The organism is Myxococcus sp. CA033, assembly GCF_013336625.1.
Classification (GTDB): domain Bacteria; phylum Myxococcota; class Myxococcia; order Myxococcales; family Myxococcaceae; genus Myxococcus; species Myxococcus llanfairpwllgwyngyllgogerychwyrndrobwllllantysiliogogogochensis.
The window spans coordinates 91,584-117,002 of record NZ_JABUMU010000007.1 but is presented as its reverse complement, the minus strand read 5'-3'; the positions used below and the strand labels follow the sequence as shown (position 1 = coordinate 117,002).

General features: G+C 67.3%; 24 protein-coding genes. 5 read left to right on the top strand and 19 right to left on the bottom strand.

Annotation, left to right across the window (positions count from 1 at the left end; translation table 11 throughout):
- Nucleotides 1-90: 90 nt before the first annotated feature.
- Nucleotides 91-669: a TetR/AcrR family transcriptional regulator gene (locus HUA78_RS19820; protein ID WP_174466272.1), complete on the top strand. Its 579-nt coding sequence runs from the start codon at nucleotides 91-93 to the stop codon at nucleotides 667-669.
- A 2-nt stretch (nucleotides 670-671) separates the two neighbouring features.
- Nucleotides 672-1,544, top strand: coding sequence for an N-acyl homoserine lactonase family protein (locus HUA78_RS19815; RefSeq protein WP_174466273.1), 873 nt, complete (start codon nucleotides 672-674; stop codon nucleotides 1,542-1,544).
- A 76-nt stretch (nucleotides 1,545-1,620) separates the two neighbouring features.
- Here HUA78_RS19815 and HUA78_RS19810 read toward each other — a convergent pair whose 3' ends face one another.
- Entirely contained in the window at nucleotides 1,621-3,333 is a 1,713-nt protein-coding gene (locus HUA78_RS19810; protein ID WP_141644393.1) for a 30S ribosomal protein S1, read from the bottom strand.
- Between the two features lie 663 nt (nucleotides 3,334-3,996).
- On the opposite strand from HUA78_RS19810, the gene HUA78_RS19805 reads away from it, so the two are divergent.
- Both HUA78_RS19805 and HUA78_RS19800 read left to right on the top strand, forming a co-directional pair.
- The gene (locus HUA78_RS19805) at nucleotides 3,997-6,312 is read left to right on the top strand and encodes an Ig-like domain repeat protein (RefSeq protein ID WP_217442532.1); all 2,316 of its coding nucleotides are present in this window, start codon (nucleotides 3,997-3,999) and stop codon (nucleotides 6,310-6,312) included.
- 95 nt (nucleotides 6,313-6,407) lie between these two features.
- On the top strand, nucleotides 6,408-6,734 hold the full coding sequence (locus HUA78_RS19800; protein WP_174476920.1) for a hypothetical protein: 327 nt from the start codon (nucleotides 6,408-6,410) through the stop codon (nucleotides 6,732-6,734).
- 16 nt (nucleotides 6,735-6,750) lie between these two features.
- On the opposite strand, the gene HUA78_RS19795 is transcribed toward HUA78_RS19800, so the two are convergent.
- From HUA78_RS19795 to sppA, 14 genes are all read right to left on the bottom strand, one after another.
- Nucleotides 6,751-7,158: a hypothetical protein gene (locus HUA78_RS19795; protein WP_141644390.1), complete on the bottom strand. Its 408-nt coding sequence runs from the start codon at nucleotides 7,156-7,158 to the stop codon at nucleotides 6,751-6,753.
- A 4-nt stretch (nucleotides 7,159-7,162) separates the two neighbouring features.
- On the bottom strand, nucleotides 7,163-8,308 hold the full coding sequence (locus HUA78_RS19790) for an acyl-CoA dehydrogenase family protein (RefSeq protein ID WP_141644389.1): 1,146 nt from the start codon (nucleotides 8,306-8,308) through the stop codon (nucleotides 7,163-7,165).
- A gap of 10 nt (nucleotides 8,309-8,318) precedes the next feature.
- Nucleotides 8,319-8,765 carry an AgmX/PglI C-terminal domain-containing protein gene (locus HUA78_RS19785; RefSeq protein ID WP_141644388.1) on the bottom strand — a complete coding sequence of 149 codons (447 nt, stop codon included), beginning with the start codon at nucleotides 8,763-8,765 and terminating at the stop codon, nucleotides 8,319-8,321.
- 5 nt (nucleotides 8,766-8,770) lie between these two features.
- Complete coding sequence (locus HUA78_RS19780; protein ID WP_174459118.1) at nucleotides 8,771-9,913, bottom strand: acyl-CoA dehydrogenase; 1,143 nt, start codon at nucleotides 9,911-9,913, stop codon at nucleotides 8,771-8,773.
- Nucleotides 9,910-10,653, bottom strand: coding sequence for a hypothetical protein (locus tag HUA78_RS19775; protein ID WP_371745613.1), 744 nt, complete (start codon nucleotides 10,651-10,653; stop codon nucleotides 9,910-9,912). Before HUA78_RS19775 ends, HUA78_RS19780 begins: the two co-directional genes overlap by 4 nt.
- A complete protein-coding gene (locus HUA78_RS19770; RefSeq protein WP_174476919.1) occupies nucleotides 10,650-11,426 on the bottom strand; it encodes an enoyl-CoA hydratase/isomerase family protein in 777 nt (258 codons plus the stop codon). The genes HUA78_RS19775 and HUA78_RS19770 overlap by 4 nt, the downstream gene beginning before the upstream one ends.
- A 27-nt stretch (nucleotides 11,427-11,453) precedes the next feature.
- The gene (locus HUA78_RS19765; protein WP_046713803.1) at nucleotides 11,454-12,302 is read right to left on the bottom strand and encodes a 3-hydroxyacyl-CoA dehydrogenase family protein; all 849 of its coding nucleotides are present in this window, start codon (nucleotides 12,300-12,302) and stop codon (nucleotides 11,454-11,456) included.
- A gap of 69 nt (nucleotides 12,303-12,371) precedes the next feature.
- Nucleotides 12,372-12,809: a hypothetical protein gene (locus HUA78_RS19760; protein WP_174463830.1), complete on the bottom strand. Its 438-nt coding sequence runs from the start codon at nucleotides 12,807-12,809 to the stop codon at nucleotides 12,372-12,374.
- A 2-nt stretch (nucleotides 12,810-12,811) separates the two neighbouring features.
- Nucleotides 12,812-13,327, bottom strand: coding sequence for a hypothetical protein (locus HUA78_RS19755; protein ID WP_174463831.1), 516 nt, complete (start codon nucleotides 13,325-13,327; stop codon nucleotides 12,812-12,814).
- Nucleotides 13,328-13,348: 21 nt separating this feature from the next.
- Nucleotides 13,349-14,437, bottom strand: coding sequence for an Mrp/NBP35 family ATP-binding protein (locus HUA78_RS19750; protein ID WP_141644383.1), 1,089 nt, complete (start codon nucleotides 14,435-14,437; stop codon nucleotides 13,349-13,351).
- A gap of 198 nt (nucleotides 14,438-14,635) precedes the next feature.
- Nucleotides 14,636-15,238: a hypothetical protein gene (locus HUA78_RS19745; protein ID WP_174476918.1), complete on the bottom strand. Its 603-nt coding sequence runs from the start codon at nucleotides 15,236-15,238 to the stop codon at nucleotides 14,636-14,638.
- A gap of 82 nt (nucleotides 15,239-15,320) precedes the next feature.
- Nucleotides 15,321-15,665: a hypothetical protein gene (locus HUA78_RS19740; protein WP_174476917.1), complete on the bottom strand. Its 345-nt coding sequence runs from the start codon at nucleotides 15,663-15,665 to the stop codon at nucleotides 15,321-15,323.
- Nucleotides 15,666-15,839: 174 nt separating this feature from the next.
- Nucleotides 15,840-16,223, bottom strand: coding sequence for a hypothetical protein (locus HUA78_RS19735; RefSeq protein WP_174476916.1), 384 nt, complete (start codon nucleotides 16,221-16,223; stop codon nucleotides 15,840-15,842).
- Between the two features lie 910 nt (nucleotides 16,224-17,133).
- Nucleotides 17,134-18,927 carry a signal peptide peptidase SppA gene (sppA, locus tag HUA78_RS19730; protein WP_174476915.1) on the bottom strand — a complete coding sequence of 598 codons (1,794 nt, stop codon included), beginning with the start codon at nucleotides 18,925-18,927 and terminating at the stop codon, nucleotides 17,134-17,136.
- Between the two features lie 103 nt (nucleotides 18,928-19,030).
- Here sppA and HUA78_RS19725 point away from each other — a divergent pair, with 103 nt between their 5' ends.
- Nucleotides 19,031-19,384 carry a hypothetical protein gene (locus HUA78_RS19725; RefSeq protein ID WP_141644378.1) on the top strand — a complete coding sequence of 118 codons (354 nt, stop codon included), beginning with the start codon at nucleotides 19,031-19,033 and terminating at the stop codon, nucleotides 19,382-19,384.
- A gap of 18 nt (nucleotides 19,385-19,402) precedes the next feature.
- On the opposite strand, the gene rtcA is transcribed toward HUA78_RS19725, so the two are convergent.
- From rtcA to HUA78_RS19705, 4 genes are all read right to left on the bottom strand, one after another.
- The gene (gene rtcA, locus HUA78_RS19720) at nucleotides 19,403-20,476 is read right to left on the bottom strand and encodes an RNA 3'-terminal phosphate cyclase (protein WP_141644377.1); all 1,074 of its coding nucleotides are present in this window, start codon (nucleotides 20,474-20,476) and stop codon (nucleotides 19,403-19,405) included.
- 126 nt (nucleotides 20,477-20,602) lie between these two features.
- Nucleotides 20,603-22,549: a CocE/NonD family hydrolase gene (locus HUA78_RS19715; RefSeq protein WP_174476914.1), complete on the bottom strand. Its 1,947-nt coding sequence runs from the start codon at nucleotides 22,547-22,549 to the stop codon at nucleotides 20,603-20,605.
- A gap of 91 nt (nucleotides 22,550-22,640) precedes the next feature.
- Nucleotides 22,641-24,080: a sigma-54 dependent transcriptional regulator gene (locus tag HUA78_RS19710; protein WP_174476913.1), complete on the bottom strand. Its 1,440-nt coding sequence runs from the start codon at nucleotides 24,078-24,080 to the stop codon at nucleotides 22,641-22,643.
- Nucleotides 24,070-25,416, bottom strand: a complete 1,347-nt coding sequence (locus tag HUA78_RS19705; RefSeq protein WP_141647355.1) for a HAMP domain-containing sensor histidine kinase — start codon at nucleotides 25,414-25,416, stop codon at nucleotides 24,070-24,072. The genes HUA78_RS19710 and HUA78_RS19705 overlap by 11 nt, the downstream gene beginning before the upstream one ends.
- Nucleotides 25,417-25,419: the final 3 nt, after the last annotated feature.

Here is a 25,419-nt window from a genome sequence, read left to right as displayed (position 1 = left end):
CGCCCACTCACCACCCGACCGGTCGGACGCTCGCACCACGCCGCCCCAAGGTATTTGACCTCAAGGTACAAAACGACCTAACAGACGCCCATGGCACGTCCGAGGAAGTTCCAGGCCGAGACGGCGGTGGCGAAGGCGATGGAGGTCTTCTGGGAGAAGGGCTACGCGGCGGCGTCTCCCCAGGAGCTGGGAGCGCGGATGGGGCTGGGGCGCGGCAGCCTCTACAACGCCTTCGAGAGCAAACAGGGCCTCTTCGAGTGCGTCCTGCGTCACTACCACGAGCACGAGGCGCCCAAGCTCCTGGCGCTGCTGACCCGACCGGGCCCCATCAAGGAGCGGCTGCGGGCGCTGCTCCTCGCGGTCATCGAGACCGACGTCGCGGACCCCGAGCGCCGGGGGTGCCTGGCCATCAACACCGCCATCGAGTTGGCGGGGCGTGACGCCGCCGCGGCCCAACTGGCGGCGCGAATGTTCGAGCAGACCGAAGCCGCCTTCCTGTCGCTCATCGAAGAAGGTCAGCGCGCTGGCGAGGTCGACGCTACTCGTGACGCGCGGGAGCTCGCGAGCTTCCTCCTCAACAACCTCACCGGCCTCCGCGTGCTCGGAAAGACGGCGGAGGACACCACCCGTCTCACCCGCATCGTCGATGCCCTCTTGAGGTCCTTCTAGTCATGCGCGTCTCACGCTCCATTCTCCCCTCCCTGTTCCTGCTGTCCTTCACTGGTGGCTGCGCGCACCAGGCCGCGTCCACCAACGCCGCGTCCACGCAACATCCCCCGGAGCTGCGCCTCTACGCCCTGGATTGCGGACGCATCGACATCCACGACATGGGGTTCTTCACGGACGGGAGTCAGCCCAACGGTCAGCGCGGGGAGATGTCCGTCCCCTGCTTCCTCATCCGCCACCCCCAGGGCGCGCTGCTCTGGGACACGGGGCTGGATGACGTCATCGCCCAGAGCCCGGACGGCGTGGCGGATCCGATTGGCCCGCGCTACTTCGTCCAGAAGACGCTGCACGCACAGCTCGCCCAACTGGGCCTGAAGCCCTCGGACGTGCGCTACGTGGGCTTCTCCCATCTGCACGCGGACCACGCCGGCAACGCCAATGCCTTCATTGGCTCTACGTGGCTGCTCCAGCGCAAGGAGCTGACGTGGGCCACTGCGACGCCCGCGCCGCTGGGCGTGGACCCCACGAAGTTCTCCACGTGGCGCGATGCGAAGGTGGAGCCGCTCGACGGAGACCGCGACGTCTTCGGCGACGGCAGCGTGCGCATCCTCTTCACGCCGGGCCACACGCCCGGCCACCAGTCGCTGCAGGTGAACCTGCCTCGGACGGGAACAGTCGTCCTGTCCGGAGACCTCTGCCACACCCGCGCGAACTGGGAGCACCACGGCGTGCCCGGCTTCAACACCAGCCGCGAGGAAACCCTCTCATCCATCAACCACGTGGAGGCGCTGGTGAAGGACTCCAAGGGCCGCTTCGTCGTCCAGCACGCGCCCGAGGACTTCCGCGCGCTGCCCGCGTTCCCCAGCTACCTGGAGTAGTTGTCTGGAACGGCAACGGCCGGGCCCCCTTTACGGGAACCCGGCCGTCACGCCGTGAGGCGGTGCTGAACGAAGACTACTTCTTCGTCAGCTTGCCCATCACGTCGCCGAGGCGCGCCTTGGAGCCTTCCGCCTGCTTGCGGAGGTACTCGCGGTAGTCGTCGCCTTCGCCGATCAGCGCCTTCATGGACAGGGCGACCTTCCGGTCCGGCGTGTTGATGTCGATGATCTTCACCTCGACATCCTGCGCCTCCTGCACCACGTCACGCGGGTTCTCGACACGCTCCTCCTTCAGCTCGGAGACGTGGACGAGGCCCTCGATGCCCGGCTCGATCTCCACGAACGCGCCGAAGTCGGTGACCTTGGTGACCTTGCCCTTCACGCGGCTGCCGACAGGCAGGCGCTCGGACAGCGTCTCCCAGGGGTCCGGCTGGAGCTGCTTGATGCCCAGGCTGAACCGCTCGTTCTCGACGTCGATGTTGAGGACCACCGCCTCGACCTCGTCGCCCTTCTTGAACATCTCGCCCGGGTGCTTGATGCGCTGGGTCCAGGAGATATCGGACACGTGCACCAGGCCGTCCACGCCCTCCTCGACACCGACGAACACGCCGAAGTCGGTGACGTTGCGGATCTGACCCTTGATGACGGAGCCGATCGGGTACTTGTCCTCGAGCAGCGTCCAGGGGTTCTGCTCGATCTGCTTCATGCCCAGCGCGATGCGCTTGGCCTTGGGATCGATATCCAGGACGACGGCCTCCACCTCCTGGCCGACCTCCAGGATCTTGGACGGGTGCTTGAGGCGCTTGGTCCAGGACATCTCGGACACGTGGACGAGACCCTCGACGCCCTGCTCGATCTCGATGAACGCGCCGTAGTCCGTGATGGACACGACCTTGCCCTTGACGCGCGTGCCGACCGGGTACTTCTCGTCGGCGCGGTGCCACGGGTCCTCCTGGATCTGCTTCAGGCCCAGGCTGACGCGCTCCTGCGTCGGGTCGAACTTGAGGACAACGACGCGGACCTCGTCGCCCACATTGAACATCTCGCTGGGGTGACCGATGCGGCCCCAGGACATGTCCGTGATGTGGAGCAGGCCGTCGATGCCGCCCAGGTCGATGAAGGCGCCGTAGTCCGTGAGGTTCTTGACGACACCCTTGAGGACCGCACCCTCCTTCAGGTTCTTGAGGGTCTCCTTCTTCATCTCCTCGCGCTGCTTCTCGAGGAGGACCCGGCGCGACAGGACGATGTTGCCGCGCTTCTTGTTGAACTTGATGACCTTGAACTCGAATTCCTTCGAGATGTACTGGTCAAGGTTGCGCACGGGCCGGATATCCACCTGGCTGCCGGGCAGGAACGCCTTCACGCCGATGTCGACGGAGAGGCCTCCCTTCACGCGGCCCACGATGGTGCCCTTGACGATTTCATCGCGCTCACAGGCGGCGCTGATCTCGTCCCAGATGCGCATCTTGTCGGCCTTCTCCTTGGAGAGGACGACCATGCCGGTGTCGTTCTCGCGGCTCTCCAGGAGGACCTCAACGGGGTCGCCCGCCTTGACGGAGACCTCTCCGCGAGGATTGGTGAACTCGGAGATCGGGACCTGACCCTCGGACTTGTAGCCGATGTCGACGATCGCGAAGTCCTTCGTCACCTGCACCACGGTGCCCTTGACGATCTCCCCTTCCTTCAGGATGCCGTCGCCACCGCGCTGCTTGAGCGACTCTTCGAACATCGCCGCGAAGTTTTCTTCCCCGGCGTCAGTCTCGACCTGCTGGTTCACGTTCTGCTGCATGGAAATGGAAGTCCTTTGAAACGGCACAGCTGCCCCCTGATTTGAGGAACGCGGGCCCCTGCGGGGCGCAACGGGAGTCCGCGGGCGTCCCCACCTCTGGGGACTTTTGAATGGTGCTGAATGAGGCCGCGCACCCTAGACACCGGTTATTCCGGTAGTCAAGCGAGCACGTGCCCCATGTGCTGATCGGCGGATGTGTTGACCCGGGACTGTCAAGACCCGGGACAGCCATCCGCACCCCTCGTTCTAAGAACGCTCGCCCTCCTGCGCAGCCCTCCCGACTCAGAGGACCCCGCGAGCGCCCGGTTCGCCTGTTCGGCCAGCGAGCGCGACAACCTACTCGAAAAATCCGCTGAAATGCGACCCACATCGTCCGGCTGCGTTCCGCTCGTGGGTCGAGGTCCACGAGTCCGGTGCCCGGCGTGAGTCATGGGGGAGGTGCGCCCGGGGGGGTGAATCGTTCCCGCATGTCGGCGGCCGCGGGCCTCTTCCTTCCCTTGCCTCCTCTGCTGCTCACGACGCCATCCCTTCTCGAGGGCAGACGACTCGTGTCGCGGTCCGTTGCCACGTGTACTGGGAATCCAAGAAGGGCATACAATGCCGCGTTCATTTCTCGGCTGGCACAGGACATCCATGCGTCGTTGGAGCCCTTCCCTCCTTCTGATGGTCCTCGTCGGCGTGGGCGCGGGCCCTGTGTCCGCGCAGGGCGTGGACTCGAATCGGCTCATCCTGTCCAGGGACCGGAACGTGGAGGTGCTGCTCGTCGATGACCAGGCAGGTGGTGGGGCCTCCAGCACGCTGGGGTGGTTCTATTACGACGAGTTGGTGGCCCGGGGGTACATCGACATCGGGGACCCGGCCAACCCGAACGACGACGTGCTCCTCGACCTCGAGGGGAATGGCATCCCGGACTTCCACGAGGACTTGTTCAACCTGAACCCGGAGCGGGTCTACATCGGAGAGAGCACGCGCTGCATTCCCGAGCGCATCTTCTTCCACCGACGGGAGTCGGGCGAGGTGCTCCGCTTGAGAGAGCCGGAGCTGCTGACGGGCTCCTGCCTCGCTCCTGGCAGCTATGCGGCGGATGCGGGGCCCAAGCGATGGCCGGACGGAGCGCCGGGCTACCCGGTGCGTCCAGGGGGTTCGGTGGTGGGCCAGCGCGTACTTGATGCGACCGACCTGGTGACCGCGAGCGGAGACTTCCGCCCGGGAGTGGTGCCAGGACTGGTGGACGCCTACTTCAGCGACCGGGGTGTCTTCCCGCACGTCCCCAATCTGCTCGAGCCGGATGATTCGCAGAACGGCCACCTGGGCCTGGGGCACATCATCCTGTTGAGCACGGATGATGATGGTTCGCTGTGCCCGGCCTCGCCCGCGGTGGAGTGCCTGACGCCTCGAGTGGCCTCACCGGGTCCAGGGGAGCCAGCTTCGTTGGGCCCCATCTGGGACCGGTCTGGACTCTTCGACGGGCGGCCCGACTACAAGGCGAGCGCGTTCGACCCCTTCGGCCGGGTCATTCCGGGGCGGGACGTGACGGCGTCCATCACGGAGGATGATCGCCGCGTGAGCCTGGGGACCGTGGACGGCGGGCGGGAGATCGTCTTCTTCCTCGTGACGTACGTGGAGCAGATCTACGGCGGGGCCACGGACACCTGCTTCCTGCCGGGGACGACGCCTGAGGGCCGGCTCCAATGCGAGCTGTGGGGGCATGGCGACATCAACGTCCACTTCTCGAAGACGCTGCTCAACCTGGACCTGCACCAGCAGGAGTCGACCGATGTCCTGGCCTCGATTCCCCCTCGGGAGTGGCTGTCTCCCCTTGCGTACAATCGGCTTGGGACACAGGAGTACGGGAAGTTCCAGATCACCGAGACCACGCCCATCGAGGCCTGGAGCTACCAGCAGCGCACGCCCCACCTGCTGATGCTGGCGCCCATGGAAGCGACCGACACGTGGCTGATGGGTTGGGAGTACATGAACTCCGGTGGAAATCGGATGTTCTATGACGGGGTCTTCCTCGTCCGAGGCGTGGGAATCGAACCCACGGTGACCCGGGTGGAGGGCCAGGGCGGTCCCGTGATCGAGGGAGAGTTGGCCTTCTTCACGGCCACCGTGACCACCGTGGATGGCGTGCCCCTGACGATGGGCAGCGTGAACTTCTACGTGGATGGCGATTACGTCACGTCCGAGCTGCTCGACGGCGCGGGAACCGCCACAGTCTCTCTCTCCTTCTTCCCGATGGGCGAGCACACGCTCCTCGCCGAGTTCGGGGGGATTGATGACCTCTACGCCTGGAGCAACTCCGAGGAGCTGCCGGTGTTCGTTGAAGCACCGGATGGCGGGAGCCTGCCGGATGCCGGGCCCCCTGATTCGGGCACCCTCGATTCAGGCACCATCGATGCGGGACCGGACGGCGGGCCTGCTCCAGCGGACGCCGGCGAGGACGACGATGCGGGTACGCCGCCTCCCGTGGATGCTGGCGAGGACGACGACGGCGGCACCACGCCGACTCCCGACGCGGGCGATGGCGGTGGAACGACTCCTGAGCCCGACGCGGGCGATGGCGGTGGAACGACTCCCGAGCCCGACGCTGGCGATGGCGGTGGAACGACTCCTGAGCCCGACGCGGGCGATGGCGGTGGAACGACTCCTGAGCCCGACGCGGGCGATGGCGGTGGAACGACTCCTGAGCCCGACGCGGGCGATGGCGGTGGAACGACTCCCGAGCCTGAGCCCGACGCGGGCGAGGATGGTGGAGTGACCCCGCAGCCAGAACCCGATGCTGGCGAGAATGATGCCGGCACGGACGACGCGGGCAGCACGACGGACCCAGAAGGGCCCAATCCGTCGGGCCCCCGCGACTTGACGGTCACCGGCTGGGGATGTGGTGCCACCGACGCGGGCAGCTCATCCCTCATGATGCTGGCGCTCTGGATGGGAGTGTCAGTCCTCCGGTCGCGCGGCCGGAGGCTTGACTGAAGAGGCCTGGAATCTCGGGGCCCATCAATCCCTGGCGCCCCGAGAGTCCCTTGCAGCTCAATGACCTGCGTTTGCAATTGAGGTGGGCGCGAACCATGCCGGTGCGAATCCGAACAGCTGAAGGCGAACTGTCCTATGCCGGAGTCGAAGAGGTCCGTCAGGCGTTGAAGACGGGGCTGGTGGATGCCTCGGATGAGATATCCCTCTCTGAATCAGAGCCCTGGCGGCCCGTGCGCGAGGTGCTTGGCTCTCCCCAGTGGCGCTGGCGCGACCACTTCCAGTGGTACGGCCTGACGGCGCTGCTCATAGGGATGTTCCTGCTCGGCGCGGGCATGCTCTGGTACGTCCTCCTCGTGAGCACCAGCCTGCTCTGGTTCAACATGAAGCGCCGGGCACCGCGAAGTGGCAACCGCTGGTGGTGAGTCGCTCCTGGCGGCCTCACGGCGTCTTCCAGTCCCCAAAACACGCCGTGAGTCCGCACTCCGGACACCGGCAGCCGATGTAGACCCAGCGGACATCAGTGGTGTCCGTGTAGAAGGCGGCGCCCAGGGCCATCTCGAAGGCCCCATTCCCACAGGGGCACTCGGCCTGCTCGAGCTTTGCCTCCTCGAGGAACTCCTCGCTGTCCGCGAGGGGGACTTCGTGCTCGCACCTGGCACAGCACTGCACCGCCGCGCCCGCCTCCTCGTCGATCAGGAGGTGGTGCCGCTCGTGACCGCAAGGACAGCGCAGCTCATCGAGTCGCTGGACGGGATAACCGTTCTTCTTGCTGTACCGCTCGAGCTCCGCGCGGATGTCCGCGCGGGAATCGCCGTAGGAGTACCGGCCCTTCTTCTTCAGCGCCACGCGCTCACCCCAACAGCTTGAAGCTCTCGCGAGCAATCACCATCCGCTGCACCTCGCTGGTGCCCTCGTAGATGGTCTGCACGCGGGCGTCGCGGAAGTACCGCTCCACCGGGAACTCGTCGATGTAGCCGTAGCCGCCGTGGAGCTGGACGGCCTTGTCGCAGACGCGATTGCTCGTCTCGCTGGCGAACAGCTTCGCCATCGACGCCTCGCGAGTGAACGGCTGCTTCTGGTCCTTCATGTACGCCGCGCGCAGCGTCAGCAGCTCCGCCGCGTCGATCTGCGTCTTCATGTCCGCGATCATGAAGCGCGGCCCCTGGAACTCGCCAATCGCCTGACCGAACGCCTTGCGGTCCTTCACGTAGGACACGCTGGCCTCCAGCGCCGCGCGAGCCACGCCGCACGCCTGCGAGGCGATGCCGATACGTCCGCCGTCTAGCGCGACCATCGCCAGCCGGAACCCCTGCCCTTCCGAGCCCAGCAGGTTCTCCGCCGGAATCACGCAGTCCTCGAACGTCAGCGCGACGGTGTTCGAGGAGCGCAGGCCCATCTTGTCCTCGTGACGACCGATGATGAGACCCTGGGTCCCACCCTCCACGATGAAGCACGACAGGCCCTTGTTGCCGGTCGCCGACGTCCGCGCCCACACCACCATGACGCCCGCATGCGCGCCGGAGGTGATCCACTGCTTGCTGCCGTTGATGACCCACGAGTCGCCACGGCGGACAGCGGAGGTCAGGAGCGCGCCCGGGTCGGAGCCCGCGTGCGGCTCGGAGAGCGCGAACGAGCCGGCCACGGCCTCACCCGACGTCAGCCGCGTCACGTACTTCTCGCGCTGCGCCTCGGTGCCGAACGCGTTGATCAACTCCGCGCACATGTTCGTCACGGCCATGGCCACGGACGTGGACGCATCCGCCGCGGCCATCTCCATCATCGCCAGCGCGTAGGACACGGCGCCCGCTTCCGAGCCGCCGTACTTCGCGGGGATGTTCACCCCGAGCAGCCCCAGCTCGCCGAGCTCCTTGAAGATCTCGGTGGGAAATCGCTCCTGGCGGTCCAGCTCGCGGGCAAGCGGCGCCACGCGCTCCCGCGCGAACTTGCGGGCCGTCTCGCGAATCAGCGTCTGGGTCTCGGTCAGCTCGAGGTTCACGTCTGTTGTCCTACTCGATGGCCTTGAGGTTGAACGGATACTCGATGGGGTGGTCGGCGCCGTCCGGAGGCTTGGGGAACGTCATGGACGACAGCACGGCCACCACGCAGTCATGAAGGTTCGGGTCCTTCGGCGTGCTGCCCTTGCGGACCTTCGCGCCCTTCACCAGACCATTGGCGTCGATGGTGAAGGACGTGAGCAGCTTGCCCTCCGCCTTCTTGTTCTTCTCCGCCATGTGGTCCTCGTAGCACTCCTGGATCCGCCCCTGGTTGTACGTGACGACCTGGCGGATGGAGTCCGGCGTGAACGGCATGCGGGCCACGTCCGGCGCGTCGCTCTTCGCGGGCGCCGTCGCGGTGGGGGCGGGCTTCCCGCCCTCGGGCTTCTTCGGCGGAACGCTCTCCGCGAACGCGGTGGCCGAGGCCAGAATCAGAACGGGAAGCAGTGCCCTCTTCATGGTGCCTACTCCTTCAGGACGTTGGCGGAGATGACGATGCGCTGAATCTCGCTCGTCCCCTCGTAGATCTCGGTGATGCGCGCGTCGCGCACGTGGCGCTCGGCGTCCATCTCCTTGCTGTAGCCCATGCCGCCGTGCACCTGGAGGGCCTTGTTCGCCACGCGGCTGGCCATCTCGCTGGCGTACAGCTTCGCCATCGCGCTCTCCGCGCTGTGGCGCACGCCCTTGTCCTTGAGCAGCGCCGCGCGCCACACCAGCAGGCGGGCCGCGTCGATCTCCATGGCCATGTCGGCGATCATGAACTGGATGGCCTGGTGCTCGCGGATGGGCTTGCCGAAGGACTTGCGCTCACCCGAGTAGCGCACGGCCTCCTCGTACGCCGCGCGGGCGATACCCAGCGCCTGCGACGCAATCCCGATGCGGCCACCGTCCAGCGTGGACATGGCGACCTTGAAGCCCTCGCCCTCCTTGCCCAGGATGTTCTTGGCCGGCACGCGCATGTCCTCGAAGAACATGGAGCAGGACCAGGCGGCGCTGATGCCCATCTTCTTGTCGGGCTCGGCGCGGGTGAAGCCGGGGGTGTTCGTGGGCACCAGGAAGGCGGTGATGCCCTTGTTGCCCGCCTCCTTGTTCGTCATCGTGAACAGGACGATGGCGTCGGCCTTGGGGCCGTTGGTGATCCAGTTCTTGGAGCCGTTGATGACGAACTCGTCACCCCGGCGCACCGCGACGGTCTGCTGGGCGGCGGCGTCGCTGCCGGCCTCGGGCTCCGTCAGGCCGAAGCAGCCGAGCTTGTCGCCCCGCGCGAACGGCGTGAGGAACTCTTCCTTCTGGGCCTCGGTGCCGAACTTCGACACCGGGTCGCAATAGAGCGAGTTGTTCACGCTCATGATGACGCCGGTGGAGGCACAGCCTCGGCTGATCTCCTCCATGGCGAGCGCGTAACAGACGTTGTCCAGACCGGCGCCGCCGTACTTCTCGGAGACGGCCACACCGAGCAGCGACAGCTCGGCGAGCTTCTTCACCGCATCCGTGGGCCAGGAGTGGTGCTCGTCCCACTTCCGGGCGTTGGGGGTCAGTTCCTTGGCGGCGAACTCGCGGCACATCCGCTGGATCTCGCGCTGGACATCGGTCAGCTCGAAGTTCATGAGGGCTCCATATTACGGGGGGTGCTCCCAGGGAATAGCGAAGACGCTCCGCCAGGCCCCAAGCGAGGGTTGCCGTGCCGATTAGCCGACGACCGCCCGCCGGGCTCCCTGGAATCCAGGGGTGAGCCCAGGAACATGTTCAGTGGCACCGTGACGTCCAGGGAGAGGTCCATCCGCGCCCCCTCCCCCGTCCAGGCCCGGCGAAGCACCACGGACACCGTCCAGGGCTTCGTGTTCGGGCCGCGTTCAATCAAGTCGTAGGTGAGGCCCAGGCCCGCCAGCCCACCCGAGCCATCCTGGCCCCACAGGCCCGCGCCCTCCGCGAGCAAGCCCAGGCGAGCGCTGTCCGGAAACGCATACACTCGTGCCCCCGCGAGCAGCCGGAAGGCCGCCGGCTCCAGGCGCACTTGAGGCTCCACGAAGGGCGACAGGATGAGGGTGGGCCCCGGAATGTCCCACGCCGGGAAGGCCCACGGGTGGATGGGCCAGGACAGCACCCAGTGCTCACGCGAGCCCTGTCCCCACTGGAAGCGGACATCGGGGATGAACGGCTCCAGGAAGCAGCCCGTGTAGATGCACAGCGAGCGCTTCCAGGAGACCAGCGCCGGAGCCCGTCCGGCCTCGTCGTCCCGAGCTTCGGGCGCGGGTTCCGAGAGGGGCTCGGAGACAGGCTCGGAGCGGGCCGGCGTCGCGGCCAGGAGAATCGTGAGGAGACTCCCGACCGCGAGCGGGTGATTCACTTGCCGGTGAAGACGGCGGGACGCTTCTCGAGGAACGCCTTCATGCCCTCGCGCTGGTCGTCCGAGCCGAACAGCTCAGCGAACCCCTGGCGCTCCAGCGTGTTGGCCTCGCCCAGGTCCTTGTCCGCGCCCTGCTCGATGACCCGCTTGGCCGTGGCGATGGCCAGAGGACCGTTCTTGATCATCTTCGCCGCGATGGAGCGGCAGTGCGCGAGCAGCTCACCGGCCGGCAGCACCTCCAGCACCAGGCCGATCTCCTTCGCCTTCGCCGCGTCGATGCGCGCCCCCGTGAAGACCAGCTCCTTGGCGCGAGCACGGCCCACCGCGCGGGTGAGGCGCTGGGTACCACCGAAGCCGGGGATGACTCCCAGGCCCACTTCGGGGAGGCCGAGCTGGGCCTTCTCCGAGGCGTAGATGAAGTCACACGCCAGGGCCAGCTCACAGCCACCCCCGAGCGCGAAGCCATTCACCGCGGCGATGGTGGGGATGGACAGCGACTCCAGCAGCGCGAAGGCGCGGTGACCCAGGGCGGCGAACTCGCGAGCCTGGGTCTCCTCGAGCGCGGCCATCTCCGCGATGTCGGCGCCCGCGACGAAGGCCTTCTCGCCCCCGCCTGTGACGATGAGCACGCGCGTGTCGGCGCCGAGCGACTTCACCGCCGCCTCGAACTCCTGGAGCGTCTTGTTGTTGAGGGCGTTGAGCGCCTTGGGGCGGTCGATGGTGAGGGTGGCGACCGCGCCGTCGTGCTCCAGCCGGATGTTCTCGTAGGTCATGTGCGAGGCTCCTGGGGAGGTGGGTGCCTAGTACTTGTAGAAGCCGCGACCGCTCTTCTTGCCGTACCAGCCGGCGTCGACGTACTGGCGCAGCAGCGGGCACGGGCGGTACTTCGAGTCACCCAGGCCCTTGTGCAGCACCTCGGCGATGTAGAGCACGGTGTCCAGACCGATGAAGTCGGCGAGCTGGAGCGGGCCCATGGGCTGGTTGGTGCCCAGCTTCATCGCGGTGTCGATGTCCTCCGCGGAGCCCAGGCCCTCCATCAGCGCGTAGCAGGCCTCGTTCAGCATCGGGATGAGGATGCGGTTGACGATGAAGCCCGGGAAGTCCTTGGAGACGACCGTCGTCTTGCCCATGCGCTCGGAGAGGGCGCGCGTGGTGGCGTAGGTCTCGTCCGACGTGGCGGCGCCACGGATGAGCTCCACCAACTGCATCACCGGCACGGGGTTCATGAAGTGCATGCCGATGACGAACTCGGGGCGCTTCGTGGACGCGGCGATGCGGGTGATGGGGATGGACGAGGTGTTGGTGGCGAGGATGCCGCCCGGCCGGACGACGGCGTCCAGGTCCTGGAAGATGCGGCGCTTGAGGTCCTCGTTCTCCGTCACGGCCTCAATCGCGAAGTCGACGTCCTTCGCCTCGGTGACGTTGGTGAGGGTGGCGAGGTTGGCCTCGGCGGCCTGCTGCTTCGCGGCGTCGAGCTTGCCCTTCTCCACCAGCTTCTTCAGGCCCGCGCGGATGCGGTCAGCGCCCTTGGCGAGACCTTCCTTGGACACGTCCGCCAGCGTGACGCGAAGACCCGCCTGCAATGCCACCTGCGCGATTCCCGCGCCCATCTGCCCGGCGCCGACGACGACGATGTGCTCCGTTGCCATGGTGCTCTCGAACCCCTCGGTCGGAATGTGAATGACGTGGTGCGCCCATAGCCCACGCCCCCAGGGCGGTCAACGAGTCGCGGCTGGCAACTGGAGCCGGCGAACGATGTAGCGCTCCTCCCCCACCGTGAGTGGCTCTTCGACGCGGACGCGCTCCTCGCGGCCCGCGAGCTTCACGAAGAACAAGGTCCGGAAGGAGCCCTCGGGCAGGTCCACCTTGAAGCTCAGCTCCGGAGGTGCGCCGGTGTCGCCGAAGAAGCGCTCCTCGCGCTTGAGGACCGCGCCCTCCGGGTCCATCACCTGGAGGTCCAGCGCACGGGCCTGACTCCAGCCGTCGCCATCGGGTTGGATGACCAGCTCCCGCTCGGGGACGCCGGTGATTTGCCAGATGTAGATGCCCAGGCCGAGGAGCAGCAGCAGCGGCAGCCGCTTCGCCAGCGGGGACGAGCGCCAGCCCTTGCGCGCGGGGGCCGGCGGGGCTGTTTCAGGGGGAGGCGTGTCCGCCACCACTACTCCTTCTTGGAACGCTTGGAGCCGGGGCGGCGGGCGTTGAGTTCGGAGATGACGACGCGCGCGGTGGGGGCGGCGGTCTTCTCCTTCTTGGGGCGCGGCTCGGTGTTCTCGGGCTCGTCGGCGCCCATCTTCTCCGCCTTGTCGGGCGGGACGAGTCGGACCTGGGCCTTGATCTCCAGCGTCATGCCGGAGACGAGCTTGAGGAACTCGTCGCGGAGCTTCTCGGACTGGAGGAAGCGGCGGAGTTCCTCGGTGATGGCGCCGGTGACCTCGTCCTTGGTCTTCTCCGCCTGGGAGAGGATGAAGCCGAGGGCTTCCTTGGGGAGCTTGAGCTGCCCCGCCAGGTTGCGGATGCCCTCCTCGGTCATGAAGAGGGCGCCCAGGCCGGCGACGGCCATGCGACGGACGAACTCCGGAACGAAGCCCGCGGGACCGGAGCGGCCTTCGCGGCCGGAACGGTCCTCATCGATCAACGGGTCGTCGGGGTAGTCGTCATTGCCGACTGGGGGCATGCAGCGTCTCCTGGGTGGTTGTCAGCGGGCCTGCACCACCGGCAGCGGCATGCTCTTGGCGCCCTGTGCGGACACTCGACCCGCGATGTTGCGAGCGACCTCCTGGAAGGCCTTGGCCTCCAGGCTGTCCTTGGCGCCGATGACCACCGGTACGCCCGAGTCTCCCGAGACACGCACCTTCAAGTCCAGCGGAACCTCTCCGAGGAACGGAATGCCGAACATCTCCGCGGCCTTCCGGCCCCCGCCGTGGTTGAAGATGGGGGTGACGTGCGAGCAGTTCGGGCAGACGAACTGGGACATGTTCTCCACGATGCCCAGCACGGGGATGTGGACCTTGTCGAACATCTGCTTGGCGCGGACGACGTCGGCCAGGGCTACGTCCTGCGGCGTCGTGACGAGCACGGCACCCGCGGCGCGGATGGACTGGGAGAGCGACAGGGCCACGTCACCGGTGCCCGGGGGCAGGTCGAGCACGAGGTAGTCGAGCTCGCCCCAGTTCACGTCGCGCACGAGCTGCATGAGGGCGCCGTGGAGCATGGGACCGCGCCAGATGAGGGCCTGGTCGGCCTCCACGAGGAAGCCAATGGACATGACCTTCATGCCGTGGGCGATGAGCGGATCCAGCGACTTACCGTCGGGGCTGACGGGCTTCTTCTCGCCCAGGCCCGTCATGAGGGGGATGGAGGGGCCGTAGAAGTCGGCGTCGAGCAGGCCGACCTTGGCGCCGTGCTGAGCGAGGGCGGCGGCGAGGTTGACGGCGACGGTGCTCTTGCCCACCCCGCCCTTTCCGGCGCCGACGAGGATGATGTTCTTCACCTTGGGGAGCAGGCCGCCGGGGGACGGAGCGCCGCCGCCGGAGGAGCGGACCTGGGCGCCCCACTCGATGTCGAAGGACTTGAGGCCGGGGACGGCCTTGAGGGCGGCCTCGGAGTCGGCCTGGATCTTCCCCTTCATGGGGCAGGCGGGCGTGGTGAGTTCGATCTTGAGTTTGACCGTGTCGCCGCTGACGCGGATGTCCTTCACCATCCCCGCCTTCACCAGATCCACGTGCAGCTCGGGATCGATCACCTTGGACATCGCCGCGAGGATGCTGGCCTCGGTAACGCTCATCGGGACACCTGAAACCTTTGGAAAACGGGCGCTTGGGCGCCCCTCAGCGGGCGCGGAACATGCCAGCCCCGGGGGGACTGTCAACGTCGTTTAACGCTGGGTGGACGCGGACGCACCCTGGCGACGGCCTGGAGGGCTGGAGGGTGTTGGCGGGCTGAAGGTGTCCATCAGGGACACTGCGTGTCGGGGTCAGCGGGCCTATTCGAGCGCGGAGAGCCGGTATTCGCCGTCCTCGAGGACCAGGAGGACGGCCCGCTCGTCGCCAATGGGGAAGACGGCCTCACCGGCGCCGACTCGGACGTGCGTATTGAGAGCGAGCCGGGCGCGGCGCAGGCGCTCCTTGGCGAGGGGGTCGCGATCAAAGTCCTCGCGGAGTCGCTCGGGGGTGTAGCGGGCACGCAGGGGCGCGGCGAGCAGGCTCCAGGCCGTCTTCCAGTCCTTGGCGTCGGAGGCGTCCAGGAAGCGCCGGAGGGCGGCGCGGGGGACATCGGCGGGACGGGCTTCGACGATGCGCCAGTCCTCGCCGGTACGAGCGAGGGTGAGGGAGGGGGCGCGGGCTTCTAGGACGGCGGCGCCGGCACGGACGGCGGCGGCTCGTTCACGGCGGGTGGTCTCGTCGGAGTAGCGCTCCAGGAAGGCGACCTGCCCTTCCGGTCCATCAGTGGTGAGGGCGTAGGCGTCCTGGAGGCGGCCTTCGTCCAGGGCACTGGCGTAGGACTCCGCGACAGAGACGGGCTCACGCGACGTGGTGGCACAGGCCGGGGCCAGGAGGAGGCTACCGATGAGGACGGTCCGCTTCATGGGGCGCGGAAGGTAGCACGAGGACGTGCGTTGAATAGGCGAGCCCAACTCAATGAAGCCCGCCGGTTAATGCTCGGACGGATCAGGAGCGAACCTTGAAGCCGGCATTCATGCGGGCCTGGTTGATCGTTGCCCAGAACTCACCTTGCCCAGTTGCCTCGTACCAAGCGGACGCACACGCATCGCAGCGACCCCTTTCGGGCAAACCCCAGTCAAGGTCATAACCACCGTTTGGGCCTCGCTCGACCGTCTTGATGTTGCTGACGGCAACTTCGCGACACCGCCCGCAAAGCAAAACAGCACTCCCCCAACCATCAACAACAACACAAGCCCGCTCATAACCACCCCCAGCCACGGCAACAGCAACATGCTCGCAACACGAAACAATTTCCTGCAACCCATGAATCGAACACTGAACCATGTTCATGGCCCTTTCCTCAGGCCAATACGTCGGAAGCCGAAACCGATCGCGAGATTGGAGGGCGCCCGCTGGAGGACTGCGAGACGGTGGTGAACCTCATCGGCACCACGACTACCACCAAGGGCCTGAAGGTCTCTCCCTTGCCAGTCTCCTGGAGCAGGCAGATGCCTTCCGGCGACTTCACTCGGCTTCGGCACGACGGACCATCGGGGTCAAATGGAACCAAGCCTCTGGATCATTCTCCCCCTCGCACGCCCAGTACCCAATCATCTCCCGGTAAAGGTCCCGCTCCCGCCCCAGCATGGCGGCGATCTGCTCCCAGTAATCCGCGACATCCAAACCCACCGAGAGACGGATTTCGACCGAGGCTAGAATGAGGGCCATCAGTGCAATCCTGTCATCAGGGGTTAGTGGCAGGTTCTGATACGCATGAAGAAACTCCCCAATCCGAGCTGCATCGGCAAGCTCAGCATCCCAGTCCTGCTCTTGGCCCGTGGCTGGCAGAGCAAGTGCGGCTGTCAGTTTTTCAATCGACGCCTTCTTAAGCATAAGCTTCTCTTCCATAGGATTGCTCCCCGTCAATTCTCAGGTTCCTTTCTTCATAACGACATCAAGGGCGCTCCTGGCCGAAGACAGACTAAACAGGACTACTCCTTCGCAACGCCTCTTTGGGTGCCGAACAAGTACCCCTCCGAGGTGGCGCGCTCGACCAATGAACGAACGGCCTCATCCTCTTTCCAATTGGGAACCAGATACGCGAGCCAATACAGCGCCTTCCCGATCTGGACGGGGCTCTCCTCATAAGCCGATGTAAGTACTCGCGTCACGCGTCTAGCGCCCAGCCCTGGCAGTACCGATTGGAGCCACCAGCGAATTGTGCTGGCGTCGCCTCTCTCCACGCCCAGCTTCAAGACATCAAGCAGGGATTGCCGATCCCTGAGCGCAGTCCTGACCAGAAATAGGCCCACACTCCAGTCCAGGTCTAAGCATTCACGAATAAACGACCATCGCTCAGCATCGGGTTTCGTCCTGAGAAACCTAGCAAGCTCTGCGTCCCGCCCGCGATGCCGCGACTGCGAGACATACTCGCGTGGGCTTATGAGTTGGTCACTCATTGGCCGTTGCCCCTTGTGCCCGCCCGCAACCGGGACATCCGACGAAAGCCGGCCTCGTTACTCACCAATTCCATCGAGCAACCGCCGAGTAGCGCTGAGATTAAACAACACCCCAACATGTTTTCGGTCGGTTGGACAATGTATCCCGGGGTGCACGGACGCTGCATTCGCGGCCTCAAGACTGGCTGCGACAATCAGGACTGCCCCACACTTGGGACACAGCAGCCGCTCACCAGCGCCAACTCGGGCTAGGGCACGACGGATATCACCATCGAAGACCTGGTCACTCATGCCGATCTCCAGGAAGCAAACCAGGTGCATTCCCCTGTGGAAGGTGAGGGTAGTTCTCAGTAACCCCGTCAGCGCTCGTGCTCGCCCTCTCCACGAACCTCAAGCACCAACTCCCGCAGCCACGAGCCCCACCGCGTCTCATCCGCCAGCGAAGCCAACGTCTCCCGCTCCTGCCCGGCCAGATTCCACGACACGGAGCACAGCGAATAAGTCTGGGGTTGCGCCGCCCCCATCAACAACCGCAGCACCGACATCCGTCGCTCCGCGGCCCCATACGTCTTCAGCTCGAAGTCCCCAGGCGCGACTTTCGCCAGGGACAGCGCGTAGCGGCACGCCTCCTCGAACCCACCAATCTTGTCCACCAGCCCCGCGTCCTTCGCACGGAGCCCCGAGTACACCCGGCCCTCCGCCAGAGCGTGGATCTCTTCCTTCGTCCGCCCTCGCGCCTTCGCCACGTGCCCCAGGAAGGACTGGTACATCTCCTCGATGTCCGCCTCCAGCGCCGCCCGCTCCCCGTCCGTGAAACCCCGGGAGAACGACAACAGCCCCGCGTTCGCTCCCCGCGTGATCAACGTCTTGTGGATGCCCAGCAGGTTCATCAGCCCGGACGTGTCGAACTTGCCCGCGAACACCCCAATGGACCCGACCACCGCATGCGGGGCACTCCACAGCTCCTTCGCCCCCAGCGCCACCATGTAGCCCGCACTGGCGCACACCCGGTCCATGTATGCGATCACCGGCTTCTTGCGCGCCACCCGCTGGACCGCCTCCAGAATCTGCTCGGAAGCAATCGCCGCCCCACCCGGGCTGTTCACATACAGCAGCACCGCCTTCGACCGCTTGTCCCGCCCCGCCGCCCTCAACGCCTTCACCACCGCGTCCGTCGACGCCAGACGCCCGCCCGCATTCCCCTTCCCCGGCACAATAATCCCCGACACCGGCACCAACGCGAGCCGAGGCTTCCGCTTCATCCGCCGCCACTTCACCGGCGGGAACGGCACCGTCTCCAGATACGTGTCCAGCGCCTCCAGCTCCGTGTCCTCCACGTCCTCCGGCGCCTTCCCCTCCTCCACCTTCACCAACCCCAGGTGCAGCGGCAGATCCGCCTCGTCCACCAGCGCGTCCACCAGCCCCATCGCCTTCGCCCTCGGCCCGCTGTACGGGCCCTGGTCGATCAGCGCCTTCACCTCGTCGGGCGTCTTGCGCCGCGCCACCGACACCGCGTCGACCAGCGTCGCGTAGCGCTCGTCCAGGAACGACTCCACCGTGCGCCGCTGGATGTCCGACACCGCCGGATGCGTGAACAACTCCGGCGCCGTCTTGTAGTCACCCCGCCGGATGAACTGCGGCCGGATGCCAATCCGGGACAGCCCCTCGCCCAACGCCGTGGACTCCGCCGAGTACCCCACCAGCTCCAACCGCCCCATGGGCGCCAGGAGCACCTCGTCCGCCGCGCACAGCACCGGGTACGTGTCCGTGTCCACCATCACCGCCCAGGACACCACCCGCTTGCCCGCCGCCCGGAACTCCGCCAGCAACGCCACCACCGCGTCGCGCTTCGCCCCCGGCAACCCCAGCTCCTCCACCTCCAGGAGAATCCCCTTCACCTTGGGGTCCTTCGCCAACAGCCTCAGGGACTCGCCAAAGCGCTCCAGCGAGGTGACGTCCGCAGGCTCCGGACGCGAGCCTCCCCCCAGCGAGAATCGGGGCTTGCGCTGCTCGCGGTAGGGCGGATCCCCCGCCAACCGGAAGCGCACATAGGCCGGCCGGTGGCTGGCGGCGAACAGGCGGAAGGGCGCACCCAACAGGGTCCGCAGGAGCAGCAACAGGTTGGCGAGGGCGATGAAGGGCAGGCGCAGCATGGCGTCCGGAGGTGATGTGGGCACCCTGGCGCGTACTGGACAACGCTCTCCCGGTGCAAGCCCTGTTCAGCACTCCCGTTGGGTCGTGATAGCCTCCCCCCTCATGCGAAATCCCTCCCTTGCCCGACTCCTCCTGGTCCTCGCGCTCGCGACGGGCGGAGCGGCACTGGCTCAGCCGCGCAAACCGGTCCAGGACTTCAACGCCCCCCGTGAGCTCACCGCCGAGGAGCGCGAGGCCGCCAAGCAGCGCGCCATGGGCAACAACCTCAACTCCTATGGCAAGGACATCCAGGTGAAGACGCAGCCCTTCCCCTGGAAGGCCGTGGGCCTCGCCGGCCTCGTGTTCCTCGTCGCCATCCCCTTCGGCTTCCGCGCCTTCCGGAACACGACGAAGGAGATGGATGACGTGAACACCTTCGGCAACAACTCCAACCGCGGCGACGACGAGGCGGCCTGAGCCACCCCACCCCGGCCCTCAAGCCGGGGCCACCTCCACCGCGCCGCCCGCCTCCACCCGGACCTTGACCGGAAGGAAGCGCTCGACGACGCGGGCATGGGTGGTGAGGTGGTCCGTCACCCGAGCCGCGGTGAAGCGCGTGGTGCCCGGCGTCACCGGCCCCAGGCGCCCCGCGGCCAGCAGCGCCGCTGGCAGGAGGATCTGGTCCGCCAGCGACTCGTCCAGCGCGCCCCCTGTCTCCATGAAGCGCGCCAGCGCCTCGCCGGCCTCCCGCCCCACGTCCTCGGCGGGACGCCCCTTCTCCCCCAGCGCGGTGAAGCCGGCGATGGTGTGCTCGAACTGCGCCAGCACGAACGTCACCGTGCCCAGCGAACGGCTCACCGGCAGCGGGCGATTCTCCGCCTCGGCCAGGATGCCCTTCTCCCGCAGCACCGCCACGGCGGCGCGCGACTGCCGCTCGGCGATGGCGAACGGCAGGCCTCCCACGAATGACGAGACGTGCACCTCGCGCAGCATCCCCCGCGCGGGCAGCTCCACCAGCCGGGGCGGCTCCTGCGGCGGAAAGACGTGGGCGACCATCTCCCCCGCGCCCTCTGGATAGAACCCCGCCTGCGTCATCGTGAGGTGCACGGGGAGCCCATACGCGTGGGCCACCGGCTGCCACACCGTCGCGACATAGTGGAAGCTCGGGCTGTGCGGCAGATGCGTCCCGCCCCGCAACGTGAGCTTTCCGCCCCCCGCCAGGGCCAGGGGATAGACGAGGCACTGGAAGATGAGCGGCGTGCTGCCCGCCGTGCCGACCTCCAGCAGATAGTCCCCCGCGCGCACCGTGCCGGGCGTGAAGGACAGCTCGGAGGCGCCCACCGTGGCGCCCTCGCTGGTGCCACCCAGTGCCTCGGCGCCGCGCACGCAGGCCAGGTGCTGGGGACGCAACCCCGGAGGCTCCCGCCGCGAACGCAGGTGGGTGATGTGAAACGGCCGTCCGGTGATGAGTGACAGCGACAACGCCGAGCGGAGGATCTGCCCTCCCCCCTCGCCCTCACTCCCGTCGAGCCGCACCGGCCCACTCCCGGGCCCCTCGGTGCCAGTCATGACCCTCCCATCCCTCCGTGCGGGCGGAAACGTAACAGGAACGGGACGGATATCCCGCCCCGTCACGCTCCCTTCGAGCGCGAGCGGACGGTGCCAAACAGATGCACCGCCACGCCCTCGCGGACCTCAGTTGCCCTGTGCGTCCAGCGCCGGCAGCACGCCCACCTTGACGGAGCTGGGGTGCACCGCGGAGTGGTACACGCGATGGAAGGCGCGCGTGAAGTCCGCCTCCTTCGCCTCGAAGATGTTGGGCACGTACGTCTGCGGGTTGCGGTCGATGAACGGGAACCAGCTCGACTGGACCTGGATCATCACCCGGTGCCCCTTCTGGAACGTGTGGAAGACGTCGTTGATGGTGAAGCGCACCTTCGACACCTCACCGGGCTTGAAGGCCTTGGGCTCGCTGTAGCTGTCGCGGAAGCGGCCGCGGAACGGCTCGCCGCGCACCAGCGTCTGCTGGCCACCCCGGTTCTTCTCGCCCTTCTCCGCGTCGCTCCGACTCCAGCCGCGCGGCTTGCCGGGATTCACATCCACCAGCTTCACCACCCAGTCCGCGTCCGAACCCGTCGTGGAAACCCACAGGTCCGCCTCCAGCGGGCCCGCCAGCGTGAGGTCCTGCTCCAACGGCTCGGTCTCGAACACCAGCACGTCCGGCCGGCTCGCGACGAAGCGCTGGTCCTCCGCCATGTAGTTCTTGCTCCAGCGCGTCGTGATCTCCTGCGTGTACGGCACCGGCTTGGCCGGGTCGCTGATGTACTCCGCGAACGACTCCGTCGTCCCCGTGGGCGCCTTCATGGACAGCCCGCCCTTGGGCTGGAAGAACAGCCGCGTCTCACGCAACCCCTTCGGCGGCCAGCTCTCCAACTGGCGCCAGCGGTTGGCGCCCGTCTCGAACACCAGCGCCTCCGGCACCGCCGCCTTCTCGCCGCCCTTGAGGTGCTGCTTGAAGAAGGCCAGGCCCAGCTCCTGGTACGCGTCCGACGTGCGGAAGCCGAACTCGGCGTCACCCAGGCTGGAGCCCTCGGTGCCCACCCACCCCCCGTGTTGCCACGGGCCCATCACCAGCGTGTTCGCCACGCCCGGGTTCTGCTTCTCGATGGCGGCGTACGTCCGCAAGGGGCCATACAGGTCCTCGGTGTCGTACCAGCCGCCCACCACCAGCATCGCCGCCTTCAGGCCCTTCAGGTGCGGCAGGAGATTCCGCGCCTGCCAGAAGGCGTCGTAGTTGGGATGCGCGGTGACGTCCTTCCAGAACGCGACGTCGCCCTTGAAGTACTTCGTCTCCGCGTTGCTCAGCGGGCCCAGGTCCATGAAGAACTCGTAGCCGTCCGGCGTGCCGTACTCGAAGCGCGCCCAGTCCTCGCTGTCCGTGGGCGCCGGCCGGGGCTTGCCGAACCCCGAGAAGAAGTTGAACGCGAGCGACAGGTTGAAGGCGCCATGCCGGTGCATGTCGTCCCAGAACCAATCCGCGATGGGCGCCTGCGGAGACACCGCCTTGAGCGCCGGGTGGCCGCTGATGGCACCCGCGGAGGCGTAGAAGCCGGGATAGGAGATGCCCCACTGCCCCACCTTGCCGTTGTTGTTCGGCACGCGCGCCAGCAGCCAGTCGATGGTGTCGAACGTGTCGGTGCTCTCGTCGGTGTCCTTCGCGCCCTTCTTCGGGTTGATGGGACGCACGTTGACGAAGTCGCCCTCCGACATGAGGCGGCCACGCACGTCCTGGAACACGAAGATGAAGCCTTCCTTCTCGAACGCCTCGCTCGGCCCGAGCTGCGTCTTGTAGCGGTCCAGCCCATACGGCGCGACGCTGTAGGGCGTGCGCACCATCATGATGGGGTAGCGCTTGCTGGGAGAGGCATCGACGGGGATGTAGACGGAGGTGAAGAGCTTCACGCCATCCCGCATGGGGATGCGGTACTCGAACTTGGTGTAGCGCGAGCGGATGCGCTCCGTGCGCTCCGGTGTCGAGGCACCGGGGGCCTTCGACGGAGTCGGTGGCGGCGTCTGGGCGACGGCGGGACTTGCGAGGGACAACCAAAGCAGCGCCGCGAGACTGCGAGACACGGGGGACATGCACGCTCCAGTAAAGGGACGCGACATCGTGGGGGACACAACCGCCCCCGAACGGCCCGGGAGGCCGTTTGTTCCCGAGCCCGAGGGGACGTCAGCTCCGTCCTTCTCCGCCCTCGTCCGGGGCGCTGTCCAGCCCGTACTTGCGCAGCTTGTCGTGCAGGGTGGCCCGGCCAATCCCCAGCCGCCGAGCCGCCCCGCTGCGGTTTCCTCCCTCGATGCGCAGTGCGTCGAGTACGAGCCCCCGCTCATAGGCCTCCACCCGCTCCTTGAGCCCCATCCCCGTGGCGGCCTCGCCCTCCTCGCTCCGGAGTCCCTCGGCCACGGGCCCCGTCGACGCGGCGCCAGCCGACCGAGGCTCGGAGGTCGGCAGGAGGGACAGGTCCAGCTCTCCCTCGCTCGACAGCGCCACCAGGCTCTCCAGGGTGTTCTCCAGCTCGCGCACATTGCCGGGCCAGGGCAGCGCCATCAGCCGCTCCACGAAGCCCGGCGGCACCTTCAACGGGCCCGTGTGGAACCGGCCGCTGAAGCGGTCCAGGAACATCCGTGACAACACGGGGATGTCCTCGGGGCGCTCGCGCAACGGCGGCACGCGGAGCTGCACCACGTTGAGCCGGTAGTAGAGGTCCTCGCGGAACTGCCCCTCCGCCGCGCGCTTGCGCAAGTCGCGATGCGTGGCGGCCAGGATGCGGACGTCCACCTTCACCGGCCGGTCTTCTCCCACCGGGCGGACCTCGCCCTCCTGGAGCACCCGCAACAGCTTGGCCTGGAGCGGAGGCGCCAGCTCTCCGACTTCATCCAAGAGCAGCGTGCCTCCGTCCGCTTCGCGAAACAGCCCGGGGCGGACCCGATTCGCTCCCGTGAACGCGCCCTTCGAGTGACCGAACAGCTCCGCCTCCGCGAGTTCCTCGGTGAGGGCCGCGCAGTTGAAGCGCAGATAGGGTCCGTTCGCGCGCGGTGAGGCGCGCACCAGGGCCTCCGCCACCCGCTCCTTGCCGGTGCCGCTCTCCCCGGTGATGAGCACCGTCACGTCGCGGGAGCCCGCGCGTTGGACCAACTGCGCCAGCCGACCCATGGGCTCCGAGGAGAACACCATGGAGCGTGACAGGTTCAGCTCTCCTGTCAGCCGCTCGTTTTCATGGCGCAGCCGGACCGACTCCAGGGCGCGCGTGACGACGGCGAGCAGCTCATCCACGTCGAAGGGCTTGCGGAAGTAGTCATAGGCGCCCGCCTTCACCGCCTCCACGGCGAAGCGCTCCGAGCCATGCGCCGTGATGACGATGATGCGCGGCGCGTGGGGTGCCCCGCTGACCCGGCGCACCAGCTCCATGCCGTCCATCCGGGGCATGCGCAGGTCGGTGATGACCAGCTCGAACGCGCGCGACGCCAGCTTTTCCAGCGCGGCCTCTCCGTCCTCCGCCTGCTCCACCTCCACGCCGGACAGGCTGCGCAACATCTCCCGCAGCGTGAAGCGCACGCCCGCGTCATCGTCCACCACCAGCACGCGCGATACAGCGCCCGGCTCACCGCGCATGGGCCACCTCGCGCACGTCCCTCACCGGGCCCAGGGTGTCCGCGGGAAGCTCGCGCGGCAACATCATCTCCGCCACACAGCCCCCGGACGCCTCGTTGCGCAGCGTCACCTCGCCACCGTGCTGCCGCGCCAGCGCACGGGCCACCGTCAAGCCGAGCCCCGAGCCCTTCGATTTCGTGGTGACGCCCGCGTCGAAGGCCCTCGAGGACACCTCGGGTGACAGCCCTGCCCCCGAATCCCGGATGAACACGCGCACATCTCCCAGGCTGCCGGACTCGACATCCACCACCACCTGACCTCCCCGTGGACTCGCGTCGATGGCGTTGTGCAGCAGGTTCATCACCACCTGCTTCACCTTGCGAGGATCACACGCCGCGACCACCGGACCGTCACCACCCCGGGCCAGTCGGACACCGTGCTCGGCGGCGAGGCCCTCGTGCAGCACCACGGCCTCGTCACACAGCGCCGCCAGGTCCACCTGGCTGACGGACAGCGGAACCAGCGGGCGCGAGAAGTTGAGGAACTCCTCCAGGATGTCCTGCATGCGCGTCACCTCGCCGGCCAGCACCTCCAGGCGCTCCGACGGCTGCGCGCGCTCCGGCTCGCGCCGCATGAGCTGCGTCAACCCCTTCACCGTGGCGAGGGGATTCTTCAGCTCGTGGGCAATCTCCCCCGACAAGGACTCCAGCGTCCGAGCGTGGGCGCGATGCGTGGCGAACAGCTCGTCACGCTGATGGAAGGACTCCGCCAGCATGTCCTCGAAGGTGCCCCGAACGGCGGCCCCCACGATGTTGGCGGCCACCACCAGGAGCAGGATGAACACCGCGAGGGCGAGAAGCATCTCGCGAGGAGGCTCTCCCAGGAACGACAGGTGCAAAGGGGGAGTCCACTCGAGCAGGTGCGCCGCCGCCAGAAGGGACACGAGCCCCAGCTCCTCCAACATCAACAGGAGCCGCTGACGTGGCGGGAGCACCGCGGCACCCACGAAGGCCAGCGGAAGGACGAGCGGCAGCAACGGACTGGCCAGCCCTCCCGTTCCCCACGTCAGGCTCTGCTCCAGGATGATGCCCAACGTCAGGTTGCCGGAGATGCTGCGCGCCGTGAGTCCCTCCCGCTCGTAACGGCGCAGCTCGAAGAAGAAGAACGACAGGGCCAACACCACCTGGATGGGCAACCAGATGCGGCGCCAGGGCGCGCCATCCATGAGCGTCGCCCCGGCGACAGCCCCCATCAGCAGGAGGCCACCATACGCACGCAGGCGCACCATGCGGCCGAAGATGCGGCCGATGTGCTTGAGCCGGAGGGCCTCGTAGCTGCGCCGGGTTCGCGGGTCCATGTC

Bases quoted from the DNA above. Each gene is read 5' to 3' on its own strand.
- HUA78_RS19820 (WP_174466272.1), top strand. From the start codon at position 91: ATGGCACGTCCGAGGAAGTTCCAGGCCGAGACGGCGGTGGCGAAGGCG.
- HUA78_RS19815 (WP_174466273.1), top strand. From the start codon at position 672: ATGCGCGTCTCACGCTCCATTCTCCCCTCCCTGTTCCTGCTGTCCTTC.
- HUA78_RS19810 (WP_141644393.1), bottom strand. From the start codon at position 3,333: ATGCAGCAGAACGTGAACCAGCAGGTCGAGACTGACGCCGGGGAAGAA.
- HUA78_RS19805 (WP_217442532.1), top strand. From the start codon at position 3,997: ATGGTCCTCGTCGGCGTGGGCGCGGGCCCTGTGTCCGCGCAGGGCGTG.
- HUA78_RS19800 (WP_174476920.1), top strand. From the start codon at position 6,408: ATGCCGGTGCGAATCCGAACAGCTGAAGGCGAACTGTCCTATGCCGGA.
- HUA78_RS19785 (WP_141644388.1), bottom strand. From the start codon at position 8,765: ATGAAGAGGGCACTGCTTCCCGTTCTGATTCTGGCCTCGGCCACCGCG.
- HUA78_RS19780 (WP_174459118.1), bottom strand. From the start codon at position 9,913: ATGAACTTCGAGCTGACCGATGTCCAGCGCGAGATCCAGCGGATGTGC.
- HUA78_RS19770 (WP_174476919.1), bottom strand. From the start codon at position 11,426: ATGACCTACGAGAACATCCGGCTGGAGCACGACGGCGCGGTCGCCACC.
- HUA78_RS19765 (WP_046713803.1), bottom strand. From the start codon at position 12,302: ATGGCAACGGAGCACATCGTCGTCGTCGGCGCCGGGCAGATGGGCGCG.
- HUA78_RS19755 (WP_174463831.1), bottom strand. From the start codon at position 13,327: ATGCCCCCAGTCGGCAATGACGACTACCCCGACGACCCGTTGATCGAT.
- HUA78_RS19750 (WP_141644383.1), bottom strand. From the start codon at position 14,437: ATGAGCGTTACCGAGGCCAGCATCCTCGCGGCGATGTCCAAGGTGATC.
- HUA78_RS19745 (WP_174476918.1), bottom strand. From the start codon at position 15,238: ATGAAGCGGACCGTCCTCATCGGTAGCCTCCTCCTGGCCCCGGCCTGT.
- HUA78_RS19740 (WP_174476917.1), bottom strand. From the start codon at position 15,665: ATGAACATGGTTCAGTGTTCGATTCATGGGTTGCAGGAAATTGTTTCG.
- HUA78_RS19735 (WP_174476916.1), bottom strand. From the start codon at position 16,223: ATGGAAGAGAAGCTTATGCTTAAGAAGGCGTCGATTGAAAAACTGACA.
- sppA (WP_174476915.1), bottom strand. From the start codon at position 18,927: ATGCTGCGCCTGCCCTTCATCGCCCTCGCCAACCTGTTGCTGCTCCTG.
- HUA78_RS19725 (WP_141644378.1), top strand. From the start codon at position 19,031: ATGCGAAATCCCTCCCTTGCCCGACTCCTCCTGGTCCTCGCGCTCGCG.
- rtcA (WP_141644377.1), bottom strand. From the start codon at position 20,476: ATGACTGGCACCGAGGGGCCCGGGAGTGGGCCGGTGCGGCTCGACGGG.
- HUA78_RS19715 (WP_174476914.1), bottom strand. From the start codon at position 22,549: ATGTCCCCCGTGTCTCGCAGTCTCGCGGCGCTGCTTTGGTTGTCCCTC.
- HUA78_RS19710 (WP_174476913.1), bottom strand. From the start codon at position 24,080: ATGCGCGGTGAGCCGGGCGCTGTATCGCGCGTGCTGGTGGTGGACGAT.
- HUA78_RS19705 (WP_141647355.1), bottom strand. From the start codon at position 25,416: ATGGACCCGCGAACCCGGCGCAGCTACGAGGCCCTCCGGCTCAAGCAC.